Origin of the sequence: Pyrinomonas sp., from assembly GCF_040289685.1 — a bacterium.
Classification (GTDB): Bacteria; Acidobacteriota; Blastocatellia; order Pyrinomonadales; family Pyrinomonadaceae; genus Pyrinomonas.
The window spans coordinates 144,535-167,114 of the sequence record NZ_PSLQ01000001.1 but is presented as its reverse complement, the minus strand read 5'-3'; the positions used below and the strand labels follow the sequence as shown (position 1 = coordinate 167,114).

At 61.0% G+C, this 22,580-nt stretch carries 15 protein-coding genes; 3 read left to right on the top strand and 12 right to left on the bottom strand.

Annotated elements, in window-relative coordinates:
- The 3 genes from C4334_RS00660 to C4334_RS00650 all read right to left on the bottom strand — a co-directional run.
- The coding region (locus tag C4334_RS00660; protein ID WP_352430142.1) for a hypothetical protein at window positions 1-622 on the bottom strand (622 nt) is incomplete at its 3' end.
- A gap of 40 nt (window positions 623-662) precedes the next feature.
- Complete coding sequence (locus C4334_RS00655; RefSeq protein WP_352430141.1) at window positions 663-1,571, bottom strand: GNAT family N-acetyltransferase; 909 nt, start codon at window positions 1,569-1,571, stop codon at window positions 663-665.
- Window positions 1,572-1,621: 50 nt separating this feature from the next.
- Window positions 1,622-3,589 (bottom strand): S8 family peptidase, encoded by a 1,968-nt coding sequence (locus C4334_RS00650; protein WP_352430140.1) that lies wholly within the window; start codon window positions 3,587-3,589, stop codon window positions 1,622-1,624.
- Window positions 3,590-4,043: 454 nt separating this feature from the next.
- Here C4334_RS00650 and C4334_RS00645 point away from each other — a divergent pair, with 454 nt between their 5' ends.
- Window positions 4,044-4,964: a vWA domain-containing protein gene (locus tag C4334_RS00645; protein ID WP_352430139.1), complete on the top strand. Its 921-nt coding sequence runs from the start codon at window positions 4,044-4,046 to the stop codon at window positions 4,962-4,964.
- Between the two features lie 51 nt (window positions 4,965-5,015).
- Here the strand turns inward: C4334_RS00645 and C4334_RS00640 are convergent, their stop codons facing one another.
- From C4334_RS00640 to C4334_RS00625, 4 genes are all read right to left on the bottom strand, one after another.
- Entirely contained in the window at window positions 5,016-5,675 is a 660-nt protein-coding gene (locus C4334_RS00640) for a TerC family protein (RefSeq protein ID WP_352430138.1), read from the bottom strand.
- Between the two features lie 135 nt (window positions 5,676-5,810).
- Window positions 5,811-6,452, bottom strand: coding sequence for a Crp/Fnr family transcriptional regulator (locus C4334_RS00635; protein ID WP_352430137.1), 642 nt, complete (start codon window positions 6,450-6,452; stop codon window positions 5,811-5,813).
- Window positions 6,453-6,463: 11 nt separating this feature from the next.
- Window positions 6,464-9,991, bottom strand: coding sequence for a lamin tail domain-containing protein (locus tag C4334_RS00630; RefSeq protein WP_352430136.1), 3,528 nt, complete (start codon window positions 9,989-9,991; stop codon window positions 6,464-6,466).
- Between the two features lie 242 nt (window positions 9,992-10,233).
- Window positions 10,234-12,690 carry an exo-beta-N-acetylmuramidase NamZ domain-containing protein gene (locus tag C4334_RS00625; protein WP_352430135.1) on the bottom strand — a complete coding sequence of 819 codons (2,457 nt, stop codon included), beginning with the start codon at window positions 12,688-12,690 and terminating at the stop codon, window positions 10,234-10,236.
- 320 nt (window positions 12,691-13,010) lie between these two features.
- Here C4334_RS00625 and C4334_RS00620 point away from each other — a divergent pair, with 320 nt between their 5' ends.
- Window positions 13,011-14,126 carry a 6-phosphofructokinase gene (locus C4334_RS00620; protein WP_352430134.1) on the top strand — a complete coding sequence of 372 codons (1,116 nt, stop codon included), beginning with the start codon at window positions 13,011-13,013 and terminating at the stop codon, window positions 14,124-14,126.
- Window positions 14,127-14,222: 96 nt separating this feature from the next.
- Here C4334_RS00620 and C4334_RS00615 read toward each other — a convergent pair whose 3' ends face one another.
- From C4334_RS00615 to C4334_RS00595, 5 genes are all read right to left on the bottom strand, one after another.
- Window positions 14,223-15,956 carry a glycoside hydrolase family 3 protein gene (locus C4334_RS00615; protein WP_352430133.1) on the bottom strand — a complete coding sequence of 578 codons (1,734 nt, stop codon included), beginning with the start codon at window positions 15,954-15,956 and terminating at the stop codon, window positions 14,223-14,225.
- A 375-nt stretch (window positions 15,957-16,331) separates the two neighbouring features.
- Window positions 16,332-17,864, bottom strand: a complete 1,533-nt coding sequence (locus C4334_RS00610) for a sodium:solute symporter (protein WP_352430132.1) — start codon at window positions 17,862-17,864, stop codon at window positions 16,332-16,334.
- Window positions 17,865-17,971: 107 nt separating this feature from the next.
- Window positions 17,972-18,679, bottom strand: coding sequence for an HAD family hydrolase (locus C4334_RS00605; protein ID WP_352430131.1), 708 nt, complete (start codon window positions 18,677-18,679; stop codon window positions 17,972-17,974).
- 124 nt (window positions 18,680-18,803) lie between these two features.
- A complete protein-coding gene (murQ, locus tag C4334_RS00600) occupies window positions 18,804-19,718 on the bottom strand; it encodes an N-acetylmuramic acid 6-phosphate etherase (protein WP_352430130.1) in 915 nt (304 codons plus the stop codon).
- 297 nt (window positions 19,719-20,015) lie between these two features.
- Window positions 20,016-20,996: a BadF/BadG/BcrA/BcrD ATPase family protein gene (locus C4334_RS00595; RefSeq protein ID WP_352430129.1), complete on the bottom strand. Its 981-nt coding sequence runs from the start codon at window positions 20,994-20,996 to the stop codon at window positions 20,016-20,018.
- Window positions 20,997-21,222: 226 nt separating this feature from the next.
- Here C4334_RS00595 and C4334_RS00590 point away from each other — a divergent pair, with 226 nt between their 5' ends.
- Window positions 21,223-22,272 (top strand): LysR family transcriptional regulator, encoded by a 1,050-nt coding sequence (locus tag C4334_RS00590; RefSeq protein WP_352430128.1) that lies wholly within the window; start codon window positions 21,223-21,225, stop codon window positions 22,270-22,272.
- Window positions 22,273-22,580 lie beyond the last annotated feature (308 nt).

The window sequence follows — 22,580 nt, the reverse complement described above, 5'->3', positions numbered from 1 at the left end:
TGAAGATGATCGGTGCGGTGGCGAGAACGGCGAATAGACCGAAAGCGAGGACTAATTTGGCCGCGATCATCGCCGCCGATGCGCCGGCGAAATAGGTGACGGAAGTCCAAAGGTAGTATTTCGTCCATGTTTGCCAGATGGGAGAACCATCCTTCAATGCGGAAGCGATGGCGATCAGTCCGGAGTTGAAAGCGTATTGGACCAGTCCAGCGAGGCATATGGCCAGCACGAGCGCGGCCCAACCACCCATCTTCACGAGTTCCAGCGGGTGGCCGAAGATCTTCCGCATCGCGATGCTCGTCGCGTAAGTTGAAAGGCCCATCGCTGCCGCATTGAAGAAGATGGTGATCTTCTTTCGGTTGAAGCGCAACGAGGCCGTCATCGCTTCGAGCGTTGCCAGCAACGTCGCGGCCTCTCCGCCGTAAAGGAAGAGGCTGAGGAAGATGAACGTATCGGAGATCGAAACTTGGCCCGTGACGTTCGGGATGCGGAGCACCAGTCGCGAACTGAAACCGATCGTGATGAGGCAGATCAACAAGAACTCGATATCGAGCCGCGCCAAGTCAAGTTGCGCCGCCGAGACGAGAAAGATGATCGCCCCAATCGCGATCACTGTCAGCATGAACTTTCGTGCGCGAACGGTGGAAGGCGCGGTTCTCCTCTCAATTTGAAGCGCATTCTGTGCGTTGATGCAGAAAGATCGCGTCGAAGATGGCGCGAGGTTCGAATCCCACCTTCCCATAAAGGCGACGCGCTTCGCGGTTTCTCACGTTGACGAAAAGCGAGAGGCAACATCCGTCTGCGGCGAGCCGTTGCGCCAGTTCCGCAACGCACGCGCGACCGAAACCGCGCCCGCGAATATCCGGCGCGACATAAACGCCTTCGAGGTAGATGACAGCCGGAGTTCTCGTGATGAGATCGGCTTTGAACAGAACGCGATCCGTTTCGCGCCAGACCCAGACGCGGCCCTGCTCGATGCGTTGAGCGCATCTGCGACGAAACCCTTCCGGATCCGCGATCAGCGGATCGGCGCCGCTCTCTTGGCGAGCCAGTTGCGCATGAATTGGCAGCAGAAGGGCGAGGTCATCGGCGTTGGCCGGTCGGAGTCGGGAAGTGGCGTTGTTCTCCTTCGGCGTGGCAGAAAGCGTAAGCAGAAGTTGGCGTTCGCGTCGCCGCATTCTCTGCCCTTTCGGCGCGTAAGCACGCCAGAAGAGGTCGAGCGCCTTTGGTTCGGCCATGATCATGTGTGCGTTCTTTTCCGATTGGAGTCGGCGCGCAAACTCCTCGATAGCCTCTCTGTGCGTCGTTTCGATGAGGGTCGAGTGGCCGATCAGCGCTACTCCGAGCAACCGTCCATCTTCAGCCCGGCAGGCGTAAAACGTCCCTCGATTCCGTTCGCGGCTTAAGCCGTTCTCGCGAAGAAAGCCGCTCAAGATGAAAGCATGATGCGGACGTCGGTCGAGAAACTCCAACGCTTCATCGCAGTCGCTTTCTTCAAGCGGGAGGGTGCGGTAGAAGCCGCGAGGTTCAGCGGTCGTCGGTCGCGGCGTGATTCGCCTCAAATCGATCATGAGCGTTGCCCCAAGTTATGAATATCGATCTAACCGAGTTCCTACGCGCATCAGGGGTCGCCTGCGAGCAGCGACGATTGCGCTTGCATCGTCGCGTCGCTCATGAGCACGCCGTCGCTCATCAAAACTCCATCGCTCATGAGCACGCCGTCGCCGATCAACACCCCATCGCTCATGAGTACGCCGTCGCCGAAGAGCGTTTCGGCGCTCAAAAAGAGCGTTCCGTCCAACCAAGACAAACCGCTGCTTAAGAGCGCTCCGCTCCCAACCGAAACGCCGTCCGAGAGCAACGCCGGATTGACACGTAACGTCCCACCTTCGGCTAAAAGCCCATCTTTGAACAGAACGCCGACCGCATAGGTGCCCTGATGTCGCGTAATCAAGTCTGTGCCGAAGACGCACGTGCGATCCCAGATGAGGCTTTGCGACCAGACGAAACCGTTGCCGGCGATGTTGGTCCAAGGGGGAGGCGGAGCAGAGGTCAGAAGCGGCGCGCCGACGGGCAGTCCCGAAGAGAAATCTCGACGAACGAGCCGCGCGAGTTCAATCGCTCCGGCGATGTTCACTTCGCCTGCGCCCTGTTCGAGCATGTTCGCTCCAGCGAGCGGTTGCGCCGTGTACATCAGGAGCGCTTTGATCAGATTCGGCGTCAGGCGCGGATTGGCTTGCAGCATCAACGCTGCTGCGCCAGTCACGACGGGCGTGGCCATCGACGTGCCGCTCAAATACATCATCCTGCTGTCGGGCAGATCACCGACGTTGGCATCGAGCTGTGGGTTCTGCGCGACCAAAGCGTTGCCGGCAGCTTGCGCGGCGATGATCTTGTTGCCGGGCGCGACCAGATCGGGCTTGATCAAATTGTCGTAATGTTTGATTCCTGATGCGTCGGTCCAGTAACTGCGAGTTGGTCCGCGCGAACTGAAAGAGGCCATGGCATCATCTGCCCGTTGGTCGGTTGCGCGACTGTTCGTTGCGCCAACCGTGATCACCGAGGGGTCGTTGCCTGGAGCGTGGATGTGGCCGTAAAGCTTGTCTCCCGCGCCGTTCTTGCCGTTGTTGCCCGCGGCAGCGACGACGACGATGCCAGCATTGAATAAGCGTCGCACGGCGCGACACAACGGGTCGTCAAGATATGAATCAATGGCGAGCGTGCCGAGGCTCATGTTGACGACGCGAATTTTGTAAGCATCGCGATTGGCCAAAATCCAATCGAGCGCGCCGAGCAGACTCGATGTCGAACCTAGACCGTTGCTGTCGAGCACGCGCAGGTTGATGATGTGCGCGTTGGGCGCGATGCCGACGTATTGACCTTGAGCTATTTGATCGTTGCCAGCGGCGATGGAAGCGACGTGCGTTCCGTGTCCGTAAGGGTCATCTGTACGCCCTTCGCCCGTGAAATCAAGGCTCGCGACGATGCGGGATGCGCCGTCGCGATTGAGAAACGAGCGATGATGGGGATCAATGCCGGAATCAAGAACGGCGATTCCGATGCCCGTGCCGTCAAGCGCGTTCGGCTGGCCGGAGGCGATCCACGCTTCGCGCGCTAACTCAGCTCCCGTCGTCGTCGATAGATGCCCAAATGTTTTGACCGTGCGGTCAAGCGAAACGCGAAGCACGCCGTCCACATTCGCCAAACTTTCGACGGCGTCGAGCGGAACTTCGACGGCGCTCAGCGGCAGATGGCGAAACTGTTTCTGCACGCGCCCCTTGGCCGCGCGAATGAAGCCGAAGATCGCATCGCCCCTCTTCCCAGCATCGAATTCGACGATGACGCGCACTTTTTCGGGGCGGCGTTGCTGGTGCTTGCGTTCGAGAAGATCCTCGGAGACCTTGGAGCGACTTTTCGCCGCAGTCTCTTTGCTCGACCGGCTTTGCGCGACGGCGACAAAGGGCGCGCAGACGATCGCTGCCGTAAGCGCCCAAGCCGCCGCCGCACGTAGCGCTGACCTCAGCGCAACGACGAGGCGTAGCCCCACCCTCGGCAAAATTCTCCGCGCATCGTGTGAAGTTCGTTTCATGATCTCGTTCTAGAACCGCAGCGGCGCTTTCGGCTTTGGCGGTTTGACGTTGGTCTTCAGGGCAAGGCACGTGCCGCCCCGCCGCGAGTCGCCCCCCCATCCGTATCTGGTTCTTCACCTTGAACTTATATTGCCGGTCGAAGGCCCTTCCGCGATCGCGCGGTGGAGTCATTCGATCAGTCTGACCGCGTCGAACGGTCAAAATGAAAGGCGAGCTTTTCAAGTTGAACGGAGGGCTATAGTCCAATCAACCGCCGGTGACATCCCTCAATGCGCTTTCGACTTGGGCGAAGGTCGGTGGTCCAGCGCGATGGTTTTGCGAGATGGCGCGGGAAGAAGGCGGCCTGCGAAGCGGAGCGGTCAACCAGCTCGTTCCTCCGACGGTTTGCGCGCAAGCTTCAGTCGCTATAAGCTTCGAGCATCGTTCTTCGACTACGTGTTTCGAGGTCGCGCGATGAAGAACTCGGTTACGAGAGCGTTGATCTTGGTGTTGATTACGCTTGCTCTTTGGTGCGAAGCGAGAGGTCAGAGCGCGCGCGGCGAAAGATCGGTGCGCGCCGTGACGATTCCCGTGACGGTGAAGGCGAAGACCGAAATGGCGGTGCTTCCGCAGCTCGTCGTGTTGGAAGACGGCGAACCGCAGCAAACGCTTTCCATACGCGGGGCAGCACAGTCGCCGTTGCAATTAGCCGTGTTGGTGCAAGACGATCTGGTCTCTTCGATCGGCAATGACATTCAAACGCTGGCCGATTTCATACGTCGGTTGCCTCCTGGCTCGCGTGTGATGATCGGTTATTTAACCGCCGGAACGCTGCAAGTAAGACAACGTTTTACGACCGAGCTGGAGCGAGCTGCGCGCGCGTTGCGCGTTCCCGTCGGTGCGGCAACGGCAGCGCCCTTCAACCCTTACGTTCAAGTGATCGAGGCGTTGCGTCGCTTTGACGGATTGCCGACGGGGCGGCGCGCCATCATCATGATCTCCGATGGACTGGACCTATCGCGCGGACTCGATGCTGCCGCGCCGACGCAAAGCATCGATCTTGAACGAGCGATTCGCGAAGCGCAACGTCGCGCCGTCGCCGTTTACACCATCTACGCGCCAACCTTCGGCGGCACGGGATTGGGCGGATTGCGGCTGGTCAGCTACGGTCAAGGTTCGCTCAACCGCATCGCGGAAGAGACAGGCGGGGCGGCTTTCTTTCAAGGCACCGGAGCGCCTGTGAGCATCGCCCCTTTCTTGCGCGAGATCGGCGCTTCGCTGCAACGTCAACTGGCCGTGACCTATCTTTCGACCCATCCGAACCGAGGCTTTCATCGGATAGAGGTTCGGGCGGAAGGCGTCGAATTGCGCCACCCGCCCGGTTATACGCGATGATGAGGCGTCTCTTTGGTTTGATCCGTGCCAGCGAGGTCGCAAAACCATCCGTCACTGGCTTTTCACCTCTTTGGGAAAAGCGAGCGACAGACCGACCGAAGTCGCAATGACGATGAGGATGATGCCAAGCGACCATTGAATGGGAAACTTACCGCCGTAAAAATCGTTGAGCCATGCCATCTTGAGACCGACGAAGATGAGCACGATGGCCAATCCGTAGCGAAGCAGATGGAACTTGCCAACAGCGCCAGCGAGCAGAAAATACATCGCGCGTAGGCCCAGAATGGCGAAAACGTTCGAGGTGAAGACGATCAACGGTTCATCCGTCAGCGCGTAGATGGCCGGCACCGAATCGACGGCGAAGATGATGTCGCTGGTTTCGACGAAGAGCAATGCGATGAAAAGCGGCGTCGCGTGCCACAGGCCATTCAGCTTGACGAAGAAACGTTGGCCGTGAAATTCCGGCGCGAGAGGAAACAGGCGGCGGAAGAGCTTGATCACCGGGTTGCCGCTCGGGTCAATGCCCTTATCTGGTACGAAGAGCATCTTTATTCCGGTGAAGATGAGGAACAATCCGAAAGGTGCGCGGACCTGCCCATCCGGACGCTCGACGCGCGCTTCGATGCGACGAAACGCTGTCGGAGCTTTGCCTTTCGGCGGACGATAGACGAGGCTGTAGCGACTGCGCAATCCCGCCAAGAACTCCGGCAACGTCGCTCATTGCGCGAATATGATCCCGTTCTCTGGTATGAGGCGCACTCAGTAAAACCATTCTCGGTCCGATGCTGCCGCTTGGCTTAAGCTTATTCCTCGATCCGTGCAAGGCGTTTCGCGCGGCGCGTGCCTTTAAATATCCGGAGTCTCTTGATGCCAAAGTCTGTGCGGATCGGAGACGATGATCCAGCCCTTGCTCCTTCGAATGAAGCCTTGTTGCTCCAACCTTCCGAGCATTCGACTGAGATAGGAAGGCGTCACCGCGATCAACTGCGCCACCTCTTCGTGTTTCAAGGGGAACTGAAGGCGTATGCCCCGCGCTGTCTCGATCGTTTCCGTGTGCGACAGCAAGTCCCAAAGAAAACTTTCGAGCCGTTGCCGAGCCGTGCATTGACTCAATTCAACTGTGCGGTTGAGCTGCTCGTGGATTTCTTGGCTGAGCATCTGAAGAAGGTAGCGCGAAGTGCCGACATCGGTTGCGACAAGTTGGAGCAGTTGTTCGGCGGAGATCGGGCGCAGCAGGCATTCGGTCGCGGTGACGGCTGTCACCGGAGATGGCTGCCGCACGATCATCGATGCTGCGCCGAGCAACCAGCCTGGAAAACGCAGACCGACGATCGCTTCTCGTCCGCGGCTATCGGTGTGGATGAGCTTGACCAAACCCTCTTCGATCAGGTAGGTGTCGCCGATGGTCGATGCTTGCGCGAAGAGCTTCGATCCAGCGCGATGCCTTTGTGCTGGATTCAACGCTTCAATCGCGCGCCAGTTTTTCAACGGGTCGGGCTTCATGGGACTGTTGGATTGGCGCGTTTGGGCGAGACGTTTGCGGTCGAGCCGTTGCGCCGAAAGTCGCGCGCGTTGTTGGCGGTGTCCGTGCCATCTGGACTGCGCACCAGATCGTTGGTCGCACCGCTCGTAAACGTGAAGATCGCGCCTTCGCCGTATGAATCGAACGGCGCGGCAGGTGGCGAGCTGCCGCCTTGATAAGCGAGGCCATCGAGTTTTGTGCCGCCGATCTCGATCTTGATCGCGCCGGTCGTCCCGTTCAGGTCTAGATTGCCCGCGCTGTAGTCGGCCGCGACGCCGAAAGTCTCCGCGCCGTTGACGATGAGGAAATAGCTGCGCGGCCCGATGAGGACCGTGCCGCTGCCGACGCTGCCGGGAAGCTGCACGGTCGCGGGCGTGTTGCCCGCGCCGCTCGGTCGAAACGTGATCGTCAAGCCGCTGATGTCGAGCGCGCTGTCCGTCGTGTTGAAAAGCTCTATGAAATCGTTGCGCGTCTCCGTCATCGAGGAAGGGAAAGCGACCAAGGCTTCGTTGATGATGACTTGGCCGGGCGACGGGATCGGTGGTCCAGCGGCGCGCGCCGTCAGCGCCGATGAGTCTTCCAACGTTGCGCCGTCGTTCGGTCGCGTGTAGCGCGCGACGACGTTCACGCGCCCGACCTGATCGGCGCGCACGGTAACGCCGTTGGCAGTTTGTGAAACAATCGTTGCGACGTTCGCCGGTTGCGCGTCGCGCAGAGAGAACTGAAATGTGATGCCGGAGACTCCACTCCCTTGCGCGTCGCGCGCCACAGCCGTGAAAGTCACGCTGCTGCCGACGCTGATCGTCGTTGCATCGGGCTTGAGGTCGATGCTTTCGATCACGGGATTGATCGTCAAAGTCGCCGTCGCTTCTTGACCGCCAGCGCGTGCGCGGATCGTCGCCGTGCCCGCAGCGAGAGCTGTCGCGATCGTGTTCGCGCCGGTCGCGGGAGCGAACTCGACTTTGCGCGCATCGCTCGCGCTCCAGATGAAGGCAACGTTCGGAAGTTCTCGCGTCGTTCCGTTCACGACCGCGAAAGCTCGCGCGTTGAGCGAAAGAGTTTCGCCTGTGTAAATGGAAGCGGACGAAGGTGCGATCTCGATGCGCGCGATCGTGGGCGAGCCGAAGGGCGTGCCGTCGGCGCGCGTGCCGGGCGAAAAGGTGCGACCTTGTGAATTGACCGCGTTCGCGTGCGCGGCGAATTCGCCGCCCGCAAAATCGGTGCTTGCATCGGGCGAGCGCGTGAGCGATTGATCGGATGGGGCGGTTGGGCCACCGCTCGATCCGTAACTTTGCGAAGCGATCGTCACATCGGCGCTGCCGCCTCGCAAGCGGACGGTCACTGCGTCTCCGCTGTCGTTCAAGCCGAGCGAATTGGCCGTGAAGACGAAAGCGCCGCCGAAGGCCGGATCGTTCGCAGGCGGAGATCCGCCGCCGAAGATCACCGCTGCACGCCCCGGAGCAAGCACGGTGTTCGCCGGGAAGGTAAAGCGCACAGCAGTGGAATCGGAGATTGTGACGCCTGAGATGTCAACCGATTCGCTCGATGCGTTGACGAGTTCGATGAATTCGTCATCATCGGAGCTGCGTACGCCATCGCGGTTCGCGTCGCCTTCGATGCGGCGCGTCGCCGGATCGTCGGGCGGGACGTCGGCGAGGATTTCGTTGATGACGAGCGCGGCTCGCCTCGCGCCGGAGAAAGCGACGGTCGCGCGATTGCTCTTTCGCCCGTCGGCGACGATCTCCACCATTGCTGGTCCAGCAGGTCTCGCATCAAAAGAGAAGTTTATCTGGTCCAGTCCGGGAAGGCTCGGCACGGCGACGCGCGCTTCGACCCTCGCCGGACGACCGTTGATGAGCACGGAAAAAGAGTCCGCGCGGCGCATGCCGGTCGCAAAGAGCGCGATCCGCTGCGTCGTCGGTCCGAAAGGCGAGCGAAGGAAATTGTCGGCATCGAGCGCGATCGCTTCGCCGCTTTCATCCGTGAAGAGCGCAGGCAGGGAGCGAACGATGTTCACCGCGACGCGCGTTTGAAACCCGTCGGGATTGGTGATGATGACCTCCGCCGCGCCGAGTTCGGTTTCGGCGGGAACGTGAAAGTTCACCTGCGTCGGCGAGACGTAAAAAAGCTGCGCGGGACGCCCGTTGACCGTGACGGTCACGCCGCCCAAGTTCAGCGGGAAAGAGCCGTCCGTTTGGCGTTGCGCCTGGAGGCTGGTGAGCGCCAGATTGCTCCCGGTGGCGACAGCGATCGAATCTGGCGCGAGCGTGTTCACCGGTTCAGCGTCGCGCAAAGGGGCGCTTCGAATCGTCGCTTCGGTCGAAAAGGGCGGGCGCGTTGGAATCGCGGCGAGATAGATTTCGCTGTTGTTTGCGAAGTCACTGCTGGATACTGGCCCGGAGATGGCGCGCGCGAAGTTGAAAGCGACGAGCGTGCCATCGTCGTTCAAAGAGGAGATGACTTCGGCCGTGGCCTCAGCTGGCGCGTCGGTGATTTGGAGCAGGCGTCGCGTCGGGACGTCGTAAACGTGTAGTTCAACGCTGCCATCTGAATTGTTGCCGGTTAAGTCGGTTCTCGTGGCGAAAGCGATGCGCGATCCATCGCCGCTGATCGTCGCGTTGAACGGCACATCGGTCGAACGCGCCCCGCGGTGCGTGATCTGGCGCACGAGTCCGTTTCGTCCGTCGAAGAGCAGAAGCTGCCGACTGCCGCCAGCGGAGGCTTGATAGACGACGCGCCGTCCGTCGTCGCTCACAACGCGCCCGCGCGATAGCGCCAGTCCCTCGACGCGTGAAGCGATGATTCGTTCTTCGCCGCTCGGCAGCTCGCGAAGCAATAGATCGCGCCCGTCCGACTCGCGAACGTAAACGACGCGCGTGCCATCGCCGCTCAGGTGCGGTTCGACGGAACCGAAGATGCCGCTTGTCTCCGTGATCTGCGAAAACACGCGCGCCGCGGCGTCGTAGAGGAAGATCTCGAAATTCTCATCCGGATTTTTGCCCACGAGATCGCGATTGGCGGCGAAGACGATGAAGCGCCCATCATCGGAGATCGAAGGCGCAAAACATCCATCTTGCGTCCGACGCGAAATGTCGGAAGGAAGCGTATGCGTAATCTGTTCGAGGCGCGAGCCGTCGAAGAGAAAGATTTCGGGGTTTCGGTCGCGATTCTGGCCCACAGGGTCATCAGCGACCGCGAACACAATGCGCGTTCCGTCTTGTGAGACGGAGAGGCGCAAGGAGCGCGTCGCCGCCAGTTGCGCGAAGCTTCCGTCGGCGCTCGCGCGAATTACGCGAAAGCTCGGCGGCCCGCCCGCGTTGGCCAAGTCAGCCGAAGATTCAAAGGCGATCGTGCGTCCGTCGCCGCTCAAGGCCGGGTTGAGGTTGAGCGCGGTTTCTGCGGAGAAAGTCAAACGTCGTACGACGACATCGGATGACGAAGGCGAAGCGATTTGACCGCAGAGACAAAGCGCGAGTAGGGCGAAGGCGCGTATCGTGCGAGGCATGGGCAAATCTACTTTCGGACCATGACGCGAAGCCTTTCAAACGAGGTGAGGTGCGCTCGGTGCGCAACGTTCAACGATGAGCTTGATCCTACTCTTCGCGGCGGACGAAGACAACGCTCTCCGCCAAGCCGAGTCGGACGCTGGCGCCCTTTCTTATCCGGCGGCATCGCCAGCGTCCGACTGAGCGCAGCGAGCCCGTGATGAAGCGAAAACCACGACGGGAGCGGCACGCTCGACGCCTTTCAACGGTAGATCAAAAAGCGTTCGCGCGTGCGACGAAACTTCTCCAAGTCATCTTGCCACGTGCGTTCGATCTCTTCGGGGGCGTCGCCGCGCTTGATGCGTTCGAGCGAATCGCCGTTGGCGAGCAGGCGCGCATACTTTTCCGCTTGCCACTCTTGCGGGTAGAGCTTGCGCAGGGCAACGGCGATCTCAAGACCAACGCGCACGGGGCGAAACGATGCGCGATCCGTGATGATGACGTTGACGCCGCTGCATTCTTCCCCTTTGAAGACCGAAGCGCGCGGCGTGAACTTGATAGGGACGAAGCGAACGCCTTCAAGCCCGCGTTCGTTCAAGTAGGCAGCGAGGCGCTGCCCATCAAGCCACGGGGCGCCGATCACTTCAAACGGCGTGTCCGTTCCGCGCCCGACGGAGAGGTTGGTCGTTTCAAGCAAACCGATGCCGGGATAGAGCGTCGCTTCGGTCAAACTGCGCATGTTTGGCGATGGATTGATCCACATGAGGTTGGTTTGATCGAACCACATCGCTCGTTGCCACCCGCGCATCTCGATGACGTGCAGTTCGCAGCCGATGCGCCGCTCTTCGTTGAAAAGGCGCGCCAGTTCGCCGACGGTCATCCCGTGACGGATTGGCAGGGGATGATAAGCGGTGAAAGAGAGCTTGTCGGCATCGGCCAATGGCCCTTCGATGTCCACGCCGTTGATCGGATTGGGGCGATCCAAAACGTAAACGGGAATCTTCGCCTTGGCCGCTTCTTCCATCACGTAACCGAGCGTCGAGATGTATGTGTAGAACCGAGCGCCGATGTCCTGAATGTCATAGACGACCGCATCGAGACCTTGCAACTGTTCCGGCTTGGGGCGGCGCGTCTCGCCGTAAAGCGAGTAGATTGGAAGTCCGGTCTTTTCGTCGCGCATGTCGGGCACCTTTTCGTCGAGTGCGCCGCGAATGCCGTGTTCGGGCGAAAAGAGAGCGACCAGCTTGACTCCGGGGGCGTTGTAGAGCAGGTCGATGGTCGGCGTTCCGCCTCGGTTGCGTCCCGTGTGGTTGGTCACCAGCCCGATGCGTTTGCCGGCAAGCTGTTTGAAACGATCGCGTTCGAGCACGTCGATGCCGGTGAGCACTTCGCCGTTCGCAATGCGTTCCGCTGTTTTGGTCGTCGGTCCATTGGCCGCCATCATCTGCGGCAGCGTCGCCATCAATTCCGAAGCGAAACGCGCGTGCTCTTCGTGAACCTTTTCCACTGCGAGATCGGTGATCGATGCGGCGACGATGGTCGCCACGCGACCGCGTAAAGCGGTGACATCGCCTTTGCCGTCTGGATGGACGCGGTTGCTCAAGAAGATGACGAACGTTTCGCTGAGCGGATCGATCCAGATGGATGTGCCGGTAAAACCCGTGTGACCGAAAGAGCCGAGCGGAAAAAGATCGCCGCGATTCGCTGAGAACGAGGTCGCTATATCCCAGCCGAGACCGCGCGCTGCTCCCTCGGCGCTGACGGCACGGGGGCGCGTCATCGCGGCGACGCTCATCGGACTCAAAATGCGCTGACCTTCGTACTGCCCGCCGTTTAAGATCATCTGGCAGTAGATGGCCAAATCGTCGGCGGTTGAGAAGAGTCCGGCGTGACCGGCCACGCCCCCCATGCGATGGGCCGTCGGGTCGTGCACTTCGCCGCGCAAGACCCGCTCGCCATCTGTTGCATCGGGATCGGGTCTGTCGCCGAGATAGCTCATCTGACCGCGACGCGTTTCGGTCGGCGCAATGCGCGGCAATAGATCGGTCGCCGGGCGAAACATCGTGTCGCGCATGCCGAGCGGCGCGAAGATGTTGCGCCTAGCGAACTGGTCGAGCGGCAGACCGCTCACGCGGCGGACCACTTCGCCAAGAGCGATATAGCCGATGTCGCTGTAGACGAAACGAGCACCCGGCGGATGGCGAAGCGGCTCCTCGATGAGTCGGCGAATGGCTTCGTCATAACCGGTCCAGCGCTGGCCGAGATCGAAATCGGGCGCATAACCCGCGCGATGAGTCAATAGCTGTTCGATGGTGATCCGTTCGCGTCCGCCGCCGCGCATCTCGGGAATGTACCGCGAGAGCGGATCGCTCAAACGGACTTGCCCGCGTTCGACCAAGATCATGATGCTCGTCGCCGTCGCGACGACTTTGGTCAAACTGGCAAGATCGAATATCGTGTCCACCGTCATCGGCTCGCGTCGCGGAACCAAAGCGCGCGCGCCGTAGGCCCGACGCCAGACGATGCGCCCGCGTCGCCCGACGAGGATCACTGCTCCCGGCAGTCGTCCTTGCGCGATCTCTTGTGTTACGACGCGATCTATTTCGCTCAACTTCTCGCTCGACATGCCGACTGTCGCGGGCGATGCCATTGGCAAAGTCGAGGCCAGCGTTTGAGCCATCGGCATCAGCGCCAGAAGAGCGATGGCAATGAAGCACATCGCACGGGGTGATGATGGCCAGCTCAGCACGCGAGAGTCTCTTGCTTTTTCGAGGTTTGATCGTTTCATTGGATTCCCGTTCTCGGTCACAGATGGATGATCAATTCGGGCGGCGACAGCGTTGCCGTTTAATCGTCCCATTAAATAAATTTAGTTTAGCGCCTTGCGTTGCGCCATGACGCGCGCGCTCTTCGTGTTGTATCATGCCGGGTCAAAGAGCGCGCCATGCGATCTGCCATTGCCTTCTACCAGAAGCTTTCCGAGCGTCGTCGGACGGCGCTCGACATCGGACTTCGAATCTACGGAACAGGATCGAAAAGATGAAAGCACAGCGTATTGGTGTTCTGACCGGCGGCGGCGACGCGCCGGGCTTGAATCCAGCGATCAAGGGGTTGGTTTATCGTGCGAGCGAGCATGGAATCGCGGTCGTCGGATTGTACGATGGTTGGCGCAGTTTGCTCGACCCGCCGTTGGAGACGTGGCCGCTTGACCGCGAAACGGTACGTCGTTGGGATCGCGACGGCGGCACGAATCTGGGGTCGTCGCGCACCAATCCGTTCAAAGCGCCCAACGAAGCGGGCGAGCGCGTCGATCGCTCCGCTGAAGTCGTCAAAAACATGGAGCGGCTCGGACTGGATGCCGTGGTCGCTTGCGGCGGCGAAGATACGCTCGGCGTTGCGGCGCGATTGGCGCAAAAGGGCGTGCCGGTGGTCGGGGTGCCGAAGACGATCGACAAGGATCTGGCTGGAACCGACTATACGCTCGGCTTCGACACGGCGTTGCGCAACGTGACGGAGATCATCGAACGATCGCGCACGCCAGCCGGTTCGCACGGTTGGGTGCAGATCATTGAGGTCATGGGGCGTCATGCGGGACATTTGGCCTTGTGGTCGGGCGTGGCCGGGCAAGCCGATCTGATCCTTATCCCCGAACACCCGTTCAGTTATGCGAAGGTCTTCGCGCATTTGCGTGAACGCATGGGCGACCCGAACCGTCTGACGCGCGATCCGCTCCGCCCGCGATATTCGGTGATCGTCGTCGCCGAAGGGGCTTACTCCGAGGACGGTCAGATCGTCACGGTGGACGATCGCCAAGATGCTTTCGGTCACGCCCGTTTGGGCGGCATCGGCGAAACGCTCGCGCGCAAGATACGCGAGCAGACGCCGTATGATGCGCGCTCGGCGGCCATCGGACACCCACAGCGCGGCGGCCAACCGAGTCCGATCGACCGCATCATGGGTATGATGTTCGGCGCGCGTGCCGCAGATGCGGTCGCCGTCGGCGACTTCGGCAAAATGGTCTCGGCGCGCGGTGTCGCTCCAGCCTGCGACCTGTCGCTCGTTGATCTGTCGGTGGTCGTCGGCAATCTCAACACCGTCGATGTCGAACGTTACTACGACACCGAGCGCTACCACATGAAAGATTTGGGCATGTAGCGCGGCGCCTTCACCGAGAAGCGCGACCGATGGACCTTGCCCTTGCAAGATTCAAAACTCGTTTGCAGGGCACGTGGCGCTGCTCTTGCGGGCGGCTCATCGCGGCGACGCTCGCTGAACATCGTCGCCAGCGGCTCTTTCCGCTTTGCGCAATTGAATCCCCGTGCCGCGCGCGTAAAGTCCGGGCAAGCTGATCGGCAAACGACCTACGATCTCAGCTTGCCCGAGAAGCGCTCGCGCCGCGGCGCGCTGCAAGCTCGGCATATCGCCGTAGGCGACGAGATAGGTCTTCAGTTCCGGAAAGCTCTGCAGCAAGTATGGGTTGCCGAAGCTTATGCCGATCACCGGCTTGACGCCGAGCACGGCGCGCAACGCCCGTTCGCCCGCTTTCGGGATGCCGACGCTGTTGGCTTGACCTGAACGGACGCGCCCGTAGAGCGAGGCGATGACGACCTCCGCTTGCGTTGCGCGGTCCAAAGCTTTGCGCACTTCCTCTTCGGACGAACGTTCGTCGAGCACGGCCGTCTCAACGCGCGCGCCTTTGGCTAATTCCGCCGTGAACGGACGCGCCACCCATAGGCGGTCTTCGCCGTTGGTGATGGCCAGATTGAAGATGCGCAGCGTTTGTCCGGCGCGAAGCGGAACGAGCTTGGCATCGTCGCGCACGAGCGTGATGGCGCGTTGGGCGATCTCGTCGGCCAACCGCTCAGCCTCGCGGCCAGCGACGATGCGATCGATCATATCAAGTGGGGTCAAACGATTCTGGACCAACCCAAGGTCGTACTTGGCGGCGAGAATGCGGCGAGCCGATTCCTCAATGCGTCGCGCGCTCAAGCGCCCAGCGCGCACTGCCTCGCGCAAACCGCGAATGCATGCTTCCGGATCGGCTGGTTTCAAGAGCATGTCGGCCCCGGCTTCGACGGCGCGCACGGCGGCCTCATCTTGCGTGAAGTAGAGCGTCAGCCCGCTCATATCGAGCGCGTCGGTGACGACCAAGCCGCGAAAGCCGAGTTCGCCGCGTAGGAGCCTGCCGGTGATCGCAAACGACAGCGTCGCTGGAAGCGTCGCCTTCTCGACGACGATCTCGCTCCCTTCCTCGGCGTAGATAGGGCGGATCACTTGCTCGCGCGGCAAAGGCGTGATCACGGTCGGATCGAGTTGCGGCAGGCTGATGTGGCCCGGCATGATGGCGCCGACCCCGGCACTGATCGCCGCGCGAAAGGGGATCAATTCGATGCTTTCGAGCCGATCGCGCCCGACGTTGATCACGGGCAGACCGCGGTGCGAATCGATGGCCGTATCGCCGTGGCCGGGGAAGTGCTTCGCCGTCGCGATCACGCCGCCTCGTTGCGCCCCTTCGATGAAAGCGACGACGAAACGGGCGACCGTTTTCGGGTCTTCGCCGTAAGACCGAACGTTGATCACCGGATTGGCTGGATTGTTGTTCACATCGGCGACCGGAGCGAAGATCAAGTGAACGCCAAGCGCGCGCGCTTCGCGCGCCGTAACTTCGCCTTGACGCCGCGCGTAGTCGGGATTGCCAGACGCGGCGACGGCCATGTTCCACGGGAAGTTGATCGTATCCTCAAAGCGCATCCCCGCTCCCGCTTCGAGGTCGGCAGAGACGAGCAACGGGACGCGCGCGAAGCTCTGTAGACGATTCATTAAATGAACCGATTCATAGACCGGACCGCGAAACAAGATGATGCCCCCGACGTGATTCTCTTCGACTTGCCGACGCAGCGCGCGAAAAGCATCGCTCTCTTGGTTGAGAAAGCTCGCGTTGAGACCGATGTGAATGAGCTGCCCGATCTTCTCTTCGAGCGACATGCGAGCCAGTTGCTCATCCGCCCAACGTAAAGCCGCGGCTGATGGTTGCGGCGGATAGGGCCGAACAGCGCTCTGTGCTGTCGAGCGGGGAGGAAGCGGCGAAAAACAGAGGAGCGCAAGGGCCATCATCAAACCGCTGATCCGCCGAGCACGTCCCTTGGAAGAGAAAGGACGGACCACAGGGGACGACGAGCGAAAGCTCGATCTCGTCGGATCATTCTTTTGGCGCCTCGCCGAGTATGCTTCACGGTGCTTCGTCACTCGCGTGCGTTCGACAAAGCCCGCCATTCGGCCTCCGGTCTGAAGCGCTGCGACGCGCTTGTTCCGCGGTCCTTGTTCGACGAAAGTTCTCGTTCGGTGGCCCATACTCTTTCCTCAGCGATTCGTTTCCGGATCGATCTTTGCGACGGTGGCGGTTTCGCTTTTCGTTACAGGCACGAAGACGAAACTCGCCAGCCAAGCCGCAAGGAAGGTCACCATGCTTCCGACCAGCACGTACCACGTCCAAGCGAGCGGCGTCATGAAATTTAAGTAGAGCATTACGGCGATGCCGATGAACATGCCGACGAGCGCGGCCGATTCGCCAGCGCGACGCAGAAAAGTCCCGATGAGAAAGACGCCGAGCACCGGACCGTTGATGAGCGAGGCGACCGACAGCGCCTGGTCCAACGCCGAACGGTCCTGGTTTCTTGCGGCGAGCGCGACGCCTACCTGCACCACGCCCCAAAGCAGCGTCAACCAGTGCGAAACGCGCAGGTAGTGGCGGTCATCGCGGTTGGGGCGGAAAGGACGGTAAAGATCATTGACCGCTGTCGCGGCGATCGAGTTGAGCGACGAAGAGAGAGCGGCGGCGAGAATCGCGGCGACGACCAGACCGGACAATCCCGATGGCATGTGTTTGGTGATGAAGTCGGGGAAGACGCGATCCCCGCCGGTGAAAGGATAAGCGGCGGGCGTCGCCGCCAGTTCGTACGCCGGATCGGTGTAGGGGTGGTAGAAGGCGAAAAGCAGCACGCCGATGAAGAGAAAACCGATGAACTGCGCGAGGACGACGGCGCCGCTCGTCAACAACGCTGCCGCGGCACGCCGCGGTTTATCCGTGCACAGGTATCTTTGCACGAGGTACTGATCGGTACCGTGCGTGCTCATCGTCAGGAAGCAGCCGCCGAGCAGACCGGCCCAGAAGGTGAAGGTCTTTGTTAGATCGAAAGAGAAGTCGAAGAGGCTGAATTTGCCGTAAGCGGCGCCAGCGGCGAGCGCCGCGCCCAATCCGCCTTCGATCTGTCCGACGAGGACAAGCGCCGCGGCCAGCGCTCCGAGAAGGTAGATGCCGAGTTGCACGACCTCGATCCAGATGACCGCTTCCATTCCGCCGAAGTAGGTGAAGATGATCATCACCGAGCCGAGGACGAGGATCGAACCAACGATCACCGCGTCGGCTCCGGTCGTCGGCGCAAAAGCCGTGTAAACGGCAGCGAGCACGATCGCTGTCAGCAGCAGGCGAATGCCGTCGGCGATGTTGCGCATGACGACAAAGAGCGTTGCGGCCAACATCTTGGTCCGTTGGCCGAAGCGGCGCTCGAGCAACTGATAGACGGTCATCAGTTCGCCGCGAAAGTAGAGCGGGATGAAGATCAGCGAAATGACCACGCGCCCGAGCATGTAGCCGAAGACAAGCTGTAGGAACTGAAAGTTGCCGCCGCGCGCATAGGCGATGCCCGGAACGGAGATGAAGGTGATCGTCGAGGTTTCGGTGGCGACGATCGACGCTGCGATGGCCCACCACGGAACGCTGCGGTCGCCGAGGAAGTAGTCGCGCGTTGTCTCCTGCTTTTTGGCGAACCACGTCCCGAAGAGCGTGATGCCGACCAAATAACCGACGATGATGAGTAGATCAATGACTTGCATACGGAATCGAATGAGCTGGACTCAACGAACGTCGTTCGCCGCGCCGTGCTCAAGGAGCTGACGAAACGGATCCAAAGCGGCGCGATCGAAACCCGCTACGCCGTGGCTCAACAGGCGATCACCAATTCGCCGAGCGAGCGGATACGCACGCCCTCGACATCGGCGTGCAAGTCGAACGGATCGATCAAGACGGCGCGCAATCCGGCTCTTCGCGCCCCCAAAAAGTCGCTCGCATAGCTGTCGCCGACATAAACGGCTTGGTCTGGGCGAAGATCGAGCCGTTGCAAGGCCAGATCGAAGATGGCCTTTTCGGGCTTGCGAAGGCCGACGAGGCACGAATCCAAGACGACTTCGAAGCGCGAAAGCAAACCGACGAGTTCGAGCAGTTCGCGCAAACGTCCGTCGTCCGTATTGGAGATGACCGCCGTGCGCAACCCGGCTTGTCGCAAACAATCGAGCACGCGCGCCGCTTGTTCATCGGGCGCACACCAAATATGCCTTTCCGCGTGCCGCGCTTCGATCTGCGAAATGATCTCGGCGCAGTGTTGGTCATTTATTCCGAGCGCCGCATACATCTCGCGGAAAAGCCAAAAAGGGTGCATCGTATCAACGGGCTGACGATCGTTTGCCGCGCGCTCCGCGCGATGAAGCGCTCCGCGCAAAGCTCTGTGGAGCTCGGCGGCGTCGGCTCTTCGCCCCAGACTTTTTGCCGCTAGTTCGATCAATCTTTCCCAGTCGGGGTGGACCAGCGTTCCGCCGGCGTCGAAGATGACGGCGCGCGCGCTATTTAAAACGGGATGAAGTCGGATGTTCACGTCGCTTCGATGTCGAATTGTCGTTCACGCGCCGAACATCGAGCTAGCGCGTCGGTGCGTGATCCGTCGTTTGCCCACGCAAGCGTCCGGCGGCGCTGTCGGAACGCGATCCTCTTGCGGCCAATCAGTCCGCACCGAGCAACCGCACCGCTTCGTGAATGCGCCACTGGACCGCTCGCAAAGCTCGCTCCGCCTCTGCGCGCGTGCGCCCTGTTTTACACATCACGAGCGCGGTGCGCAAGTCGCCGCCAGCTCGTTCGAGCGCAGTGCGCGCCTGTTCTTCGTTGAGACCGAGTTCAGCACGTAAAATGCGTTCGGCGCGCGCGCGCAGTTTGGTGTTGCGCGGCTGCAGGTTGGTCATGCGATTGCCTTTGACGTAGCCGAGCCGGATCATCGCGACGGTGGAGATCATGTTCAAAATCATCTTCTGCGCCGTGCCCGCTTTCAGGCGCGTCGAACCGGCGACCACTTCTGGCCCGACGACGGCGACGATGGGCACTTCCGCTACGCGCGTAATCGGCGAACCGGGGACGCACGTGACGGCGGCAGTGAAGGCGCCGATGGATCGCGCATGTTCGACGGCGCCGATGGTATAGGGCGTGCGCCCCGAAGCTGCGATGCCGACCACGGCATCGCGCTCCGATACACCGCGACTTTGGATGTCGCGCACCCCAGCTTCTTTGTCGTCTTCCGATGCTTCCACCGCGCGGTAGAGAGCTTCATAGCCGCCCGCGATGATGCCTTGCACAAGGTCGGGCGGGACGCCGAAAGTCGGCGGGCACTCCGCCGCATCGAGCACGCCGAGCCGCCCCGAAGTCCCCGTGCCGACGTAAAAGAGCTTGCCGCCTGCCAGCAGACGTTCGACGATGCGGTCAATGGCGCGCGCCACATCGGGCAACGCATGGCGCACGGCTTCGGCGACGCGCGCATCCTCTTGGTTCATCAAACAGACGATTTCCAGCGTCGGAAGCTCGCTCAGTCGCCTCGTGCGCGGGTTCTCTTGTTCCGTGACGGGGATGTGTTCCTCTTTCGGATCCATGTCTCGGAGCGAATCAGCTGCGCCTCAAAGTCAAACTGTTCTGTCGCTCAACCAACGACGCTGGAAGCCCTGCTTGCGCGCATCGAAAATGTCCCGCCGCTGCAGAAGATCGAAATCAAGGCGTCGCGCATTTCAATGAGCTTTTTTCGAGCGCGTCGCATTACACCGTGTAGTCGAACTGCGGCGCGTTGGCGTCATGGTGCGCGATCCAGCGTGAAGACCGAAGAGTTCGTCCAGCGCTCGAGCACGGTCTATTTGCAGGCGAAGGGCTTGACAGCGCTCCTTTGGCAAAGAAGTTCATCCGGCGAGCACGAGCGTGTATAGGTGTTCGCGTGCCATGCGCGCCGCGGCCACGGCTGGCGACATTTCCGGGCGCGTTAAACGAGCTTTCGGCGCCACGCGCGCGATCCGTTGACCGAGCGGGACGAGAATCAGATCGCCAGCGGCAAAAACGCCACCGACGTAAGCGACCGGAAAAGATTCGTTCTGCATCTGCAAGCGACGGATGACGGTAATGGCCGCCGTGCCGAGTTCGCGCCCCGCATCGGCGATGATGGCGCGGGCAACCGCGTCGCCTGCATGCGCCGCTTCGATGACGTAGCGCGCAAAGCCGGCGATGCGGTCGTTGGTCATCTCCGGCGCATAGATCGCCGTCGAGAGCTCGTCCGGGTCTTCGCCGCCGAAGTAGGCATAAGCGGCCTGCACGAGCGCAGTCTGCGGTCCGCGCTGATCGGTCGCTTTAGCGACGGCTTGCAGCGCCCGGCGCGCGACCCATGAGCCACTACCCTCGTCGCCAGCGACCGGTCCCCAACCGCCCGTGCAGGCGCGTCGCCCACGAGCGTTCTTGCCGCAGCAGATCGATCCCGTGCCAGCGATGATGACCACGCCCGGACCGCCGCCAGCCGCCCCAAACAGCGCGATGTCGGCGTCGGTCACCACATGAAGAGAATCGATCCCCAAGCCCGTCAAGCTTTCGCGCATGCGCTCGCGCAGATCCTTGCGACGCACGCCAGCCAGTCCGATCTGTGCCGCGGCGATCTCAGCGCGATTGATGCCTGCTGCGCGGCAGGCCCGATCAATCGCTTCGCGAATCGCCATCGCTGCCTGCATTACGCCGACGCGCAAAGGATTGGATGGCCCAGCCGTGCCCTCGCCGAGCACACGGCCATCAGCATCGGTGATCACGGCAAGGGTCTTCGTCCCGCCGCCATCGACGCCGAGAAAAAGCCCTATCTCGCGGTCATGTCCAGCTTGGCGAGACGTGGGTTCCGAGCACATAAGACTACGTCGTTGAAACACCGTCCCTCGCTTCTCCTGATGAATTCATCGCACAGGACAAAGCCTTCGGTTCCACGTTCGTTCTTCAAGCGCTTTGCGGCGGACGGCGCGCGTGAAACCGAGACTTTGATTCTAGCCGCGATTCTTTCATAATGGAAACTAAAAGCTCTTATTCAAACGATAACTTGCACTGATAGCGCATGATGTTCGATGGGGAGGAGCAACGATGGAGATCAGACAACTGAAAGCCTTCGTCGCCATTGCCGAAGCGGGCACGTTCACCGCTGGGGCCGAGCGCGTACACATCACGCAAGCGGCCATCAGCATGCAGATCCGGCAGTTGGAGCGAGAAACGGGCGTCCGGCTGTTTTTGCGCACGCCGCGCCGCGTCCTCTTGACGGAAGCAGGCGAGCGTTTGTTGGAACGCGCCCGGCGCATCCTGCGCGAACATGATGCGGCTTTGGCCGAACTGAAGGAGCTAGCCGGGGCCGAGAGCGGGCGCCTGCGGATCGGGACGGCCTCGGCCATGATCGCTTCCGATCCATTGCCGCAGATTTTGCAGGAGTTACGCACGCTTCACCCGCGGGCCGAGATCATCGTCGAATCGGGGACGAGTGCGGCGCTGGTCGAGCAGATACTGGCAGGCGAGTTGGACATCGCGTTCGTCTCTTTACCTGTGGAAGCGCGCGGCGTCGAAACGGAAGTGCTGAGTCGGGATGAGTTAGTCGCCATCGCGCGTCCGGATCATCCGCTGGCTGCGCGGCGCGTTGTGGATGCGGCGACGCTTGCGCGCGAACGTTTGATCTTGGGCGAACGCGGCGGCAACACGCGCCGCCTCATCGATCAATTCTTCGCGCAGGCGGGCGTGCATCCGCATGTAGCGATGGAGTTGAGCCGTTTGGCGGCGATCAAGCGCATGGTCGAAGAGGGGATGGGCGTCGGAATCGTCCCTTCGCAGTCCGTGCGGCAAGAGGTGGCCGAAGGGCGTCTCGTCGCGTGGTGGATCAAGGGCGCAGAGAGGATCAACTGGGAGTTGGGACTGGCGCGTTTGCGCGACGGATACGATTCGCCCATCTGCCGAACTTTTGTCCGGCTATGTCGCCGTCATTTCAAAGGTTTGTTGGCCGAGCCGGAAGGCGTCGTCAAACAGAGCGAGCCGAGACGAAAAAAGGCTACCAAAGAAAGCTCCAATGCCGTTTCACAGACCAACTTGCGAAAAGCTTCGGCGGAAGTCGCAGTGGCCAAAACGAAGCGAAGGTCGAAGCGCGCAAAGTAGGTTCCGACGAAAACTCGCTTTCATTCAGATCAGTCGCCGCACTGCGCGAAAGTCAAAGCGCAGAAGACAGGTGGATCTGGTTTCAAGCGCGCTTGCCGGTCTTGAGTCGCCAAAGGATGGCGCAGTCAAAGGCGCAGGGAAGAGATAAAGCTTCGGCGATCGATCCCGGGCGCGTTTGAGTTCTAAGGACTGAGTTCTATGTTTTGCGTCCTGAGCCATATTTTTATGACTGGTTTTATGACTGGGTCGCTCCGCAAAAGAACTTTTCGCCATCTTCCCTTGCTCCGTTGGAGTGGAGCGTTGAAAAT

Bases quoted from the DNA above. Each gene is read 5' to 3' on its own strand.
- C4334_RS00655 (WP_352430141.1), bottom strand. From the start codon at position 1,571: ATGATCGATTTGAGGCGAATCACGCCGCGACCGACGACCGCTGAACCT.
- C4334_RS00650 (WP_352430140.1), bottom strand. From the start codon at position 3,589: ATGAAACGAACTTCACACGATGCGCGGAGAATTTTGCCGAGGGTGGGG.
- C4334_RS00645 (WP_352430139.1), top strand. From the start codon at position 4,044: ATGAAGAACTCGGTTACGAGAGCGTTGATCTTGGTGTTGATTACGCTT.
- C4334_RS00630 (WP_352430136.1), bottom strand. From the start codon at position 9,991: ATGCCTCGCACGATACGCGCCTTCGCCCTACTCGCGCTTTGTCTCTGC.
- C4334_RS00625 (WP_352430135.1), bottom strand. From the start codon at position 12,690: ATGTGCTTCATTGCCATCGCTCTTCTGGCGCTGATGCCGATGGCTCAA.
- C4334_RS00620 (WP_352430134.1), top strand. From the start codon at position 13,011: ATGAAAGCACAGCGTATTGGTGTTCTGACCGGCGGCGGCGACGCGCCG.
- C4334_RS00615 (WP_352430133.1), bottom strand. From the start codon at position 15,956: ATGTCGCTCGAAGAGAAGATCGGGCAGCTCATTCACATCGGTCTCAAC.
- C4334_RS00610 (WP_352430132.1), bottom strand. From the start codon at position 17,864: ATGCAAGTCATTGATCTACTCATCATCGTCGGTTATTTGGTCGGCATC.
- murQ (WP_352430130.1), bottom strand. From the start codon at position 19,718: ATGGATCCGAAAGAGGAACACATCCCCGTCACGGAACAAGAGAACCCG.
- C4334_RS00595 (WP_352430129.1), bottom strand. From the start codon at position 20,996: ATGTGCTCGGAACCCACGTCTCGCCAAGCTGGACATGACCGCGAGATA.
- C4334_RS00590 (WP_352430128.1), top strand. From the start codon at position 21,223: ATGGAGATCAGACAACTGAAAGCCTTCGTCGCCATTGCCGAAGCGGGC.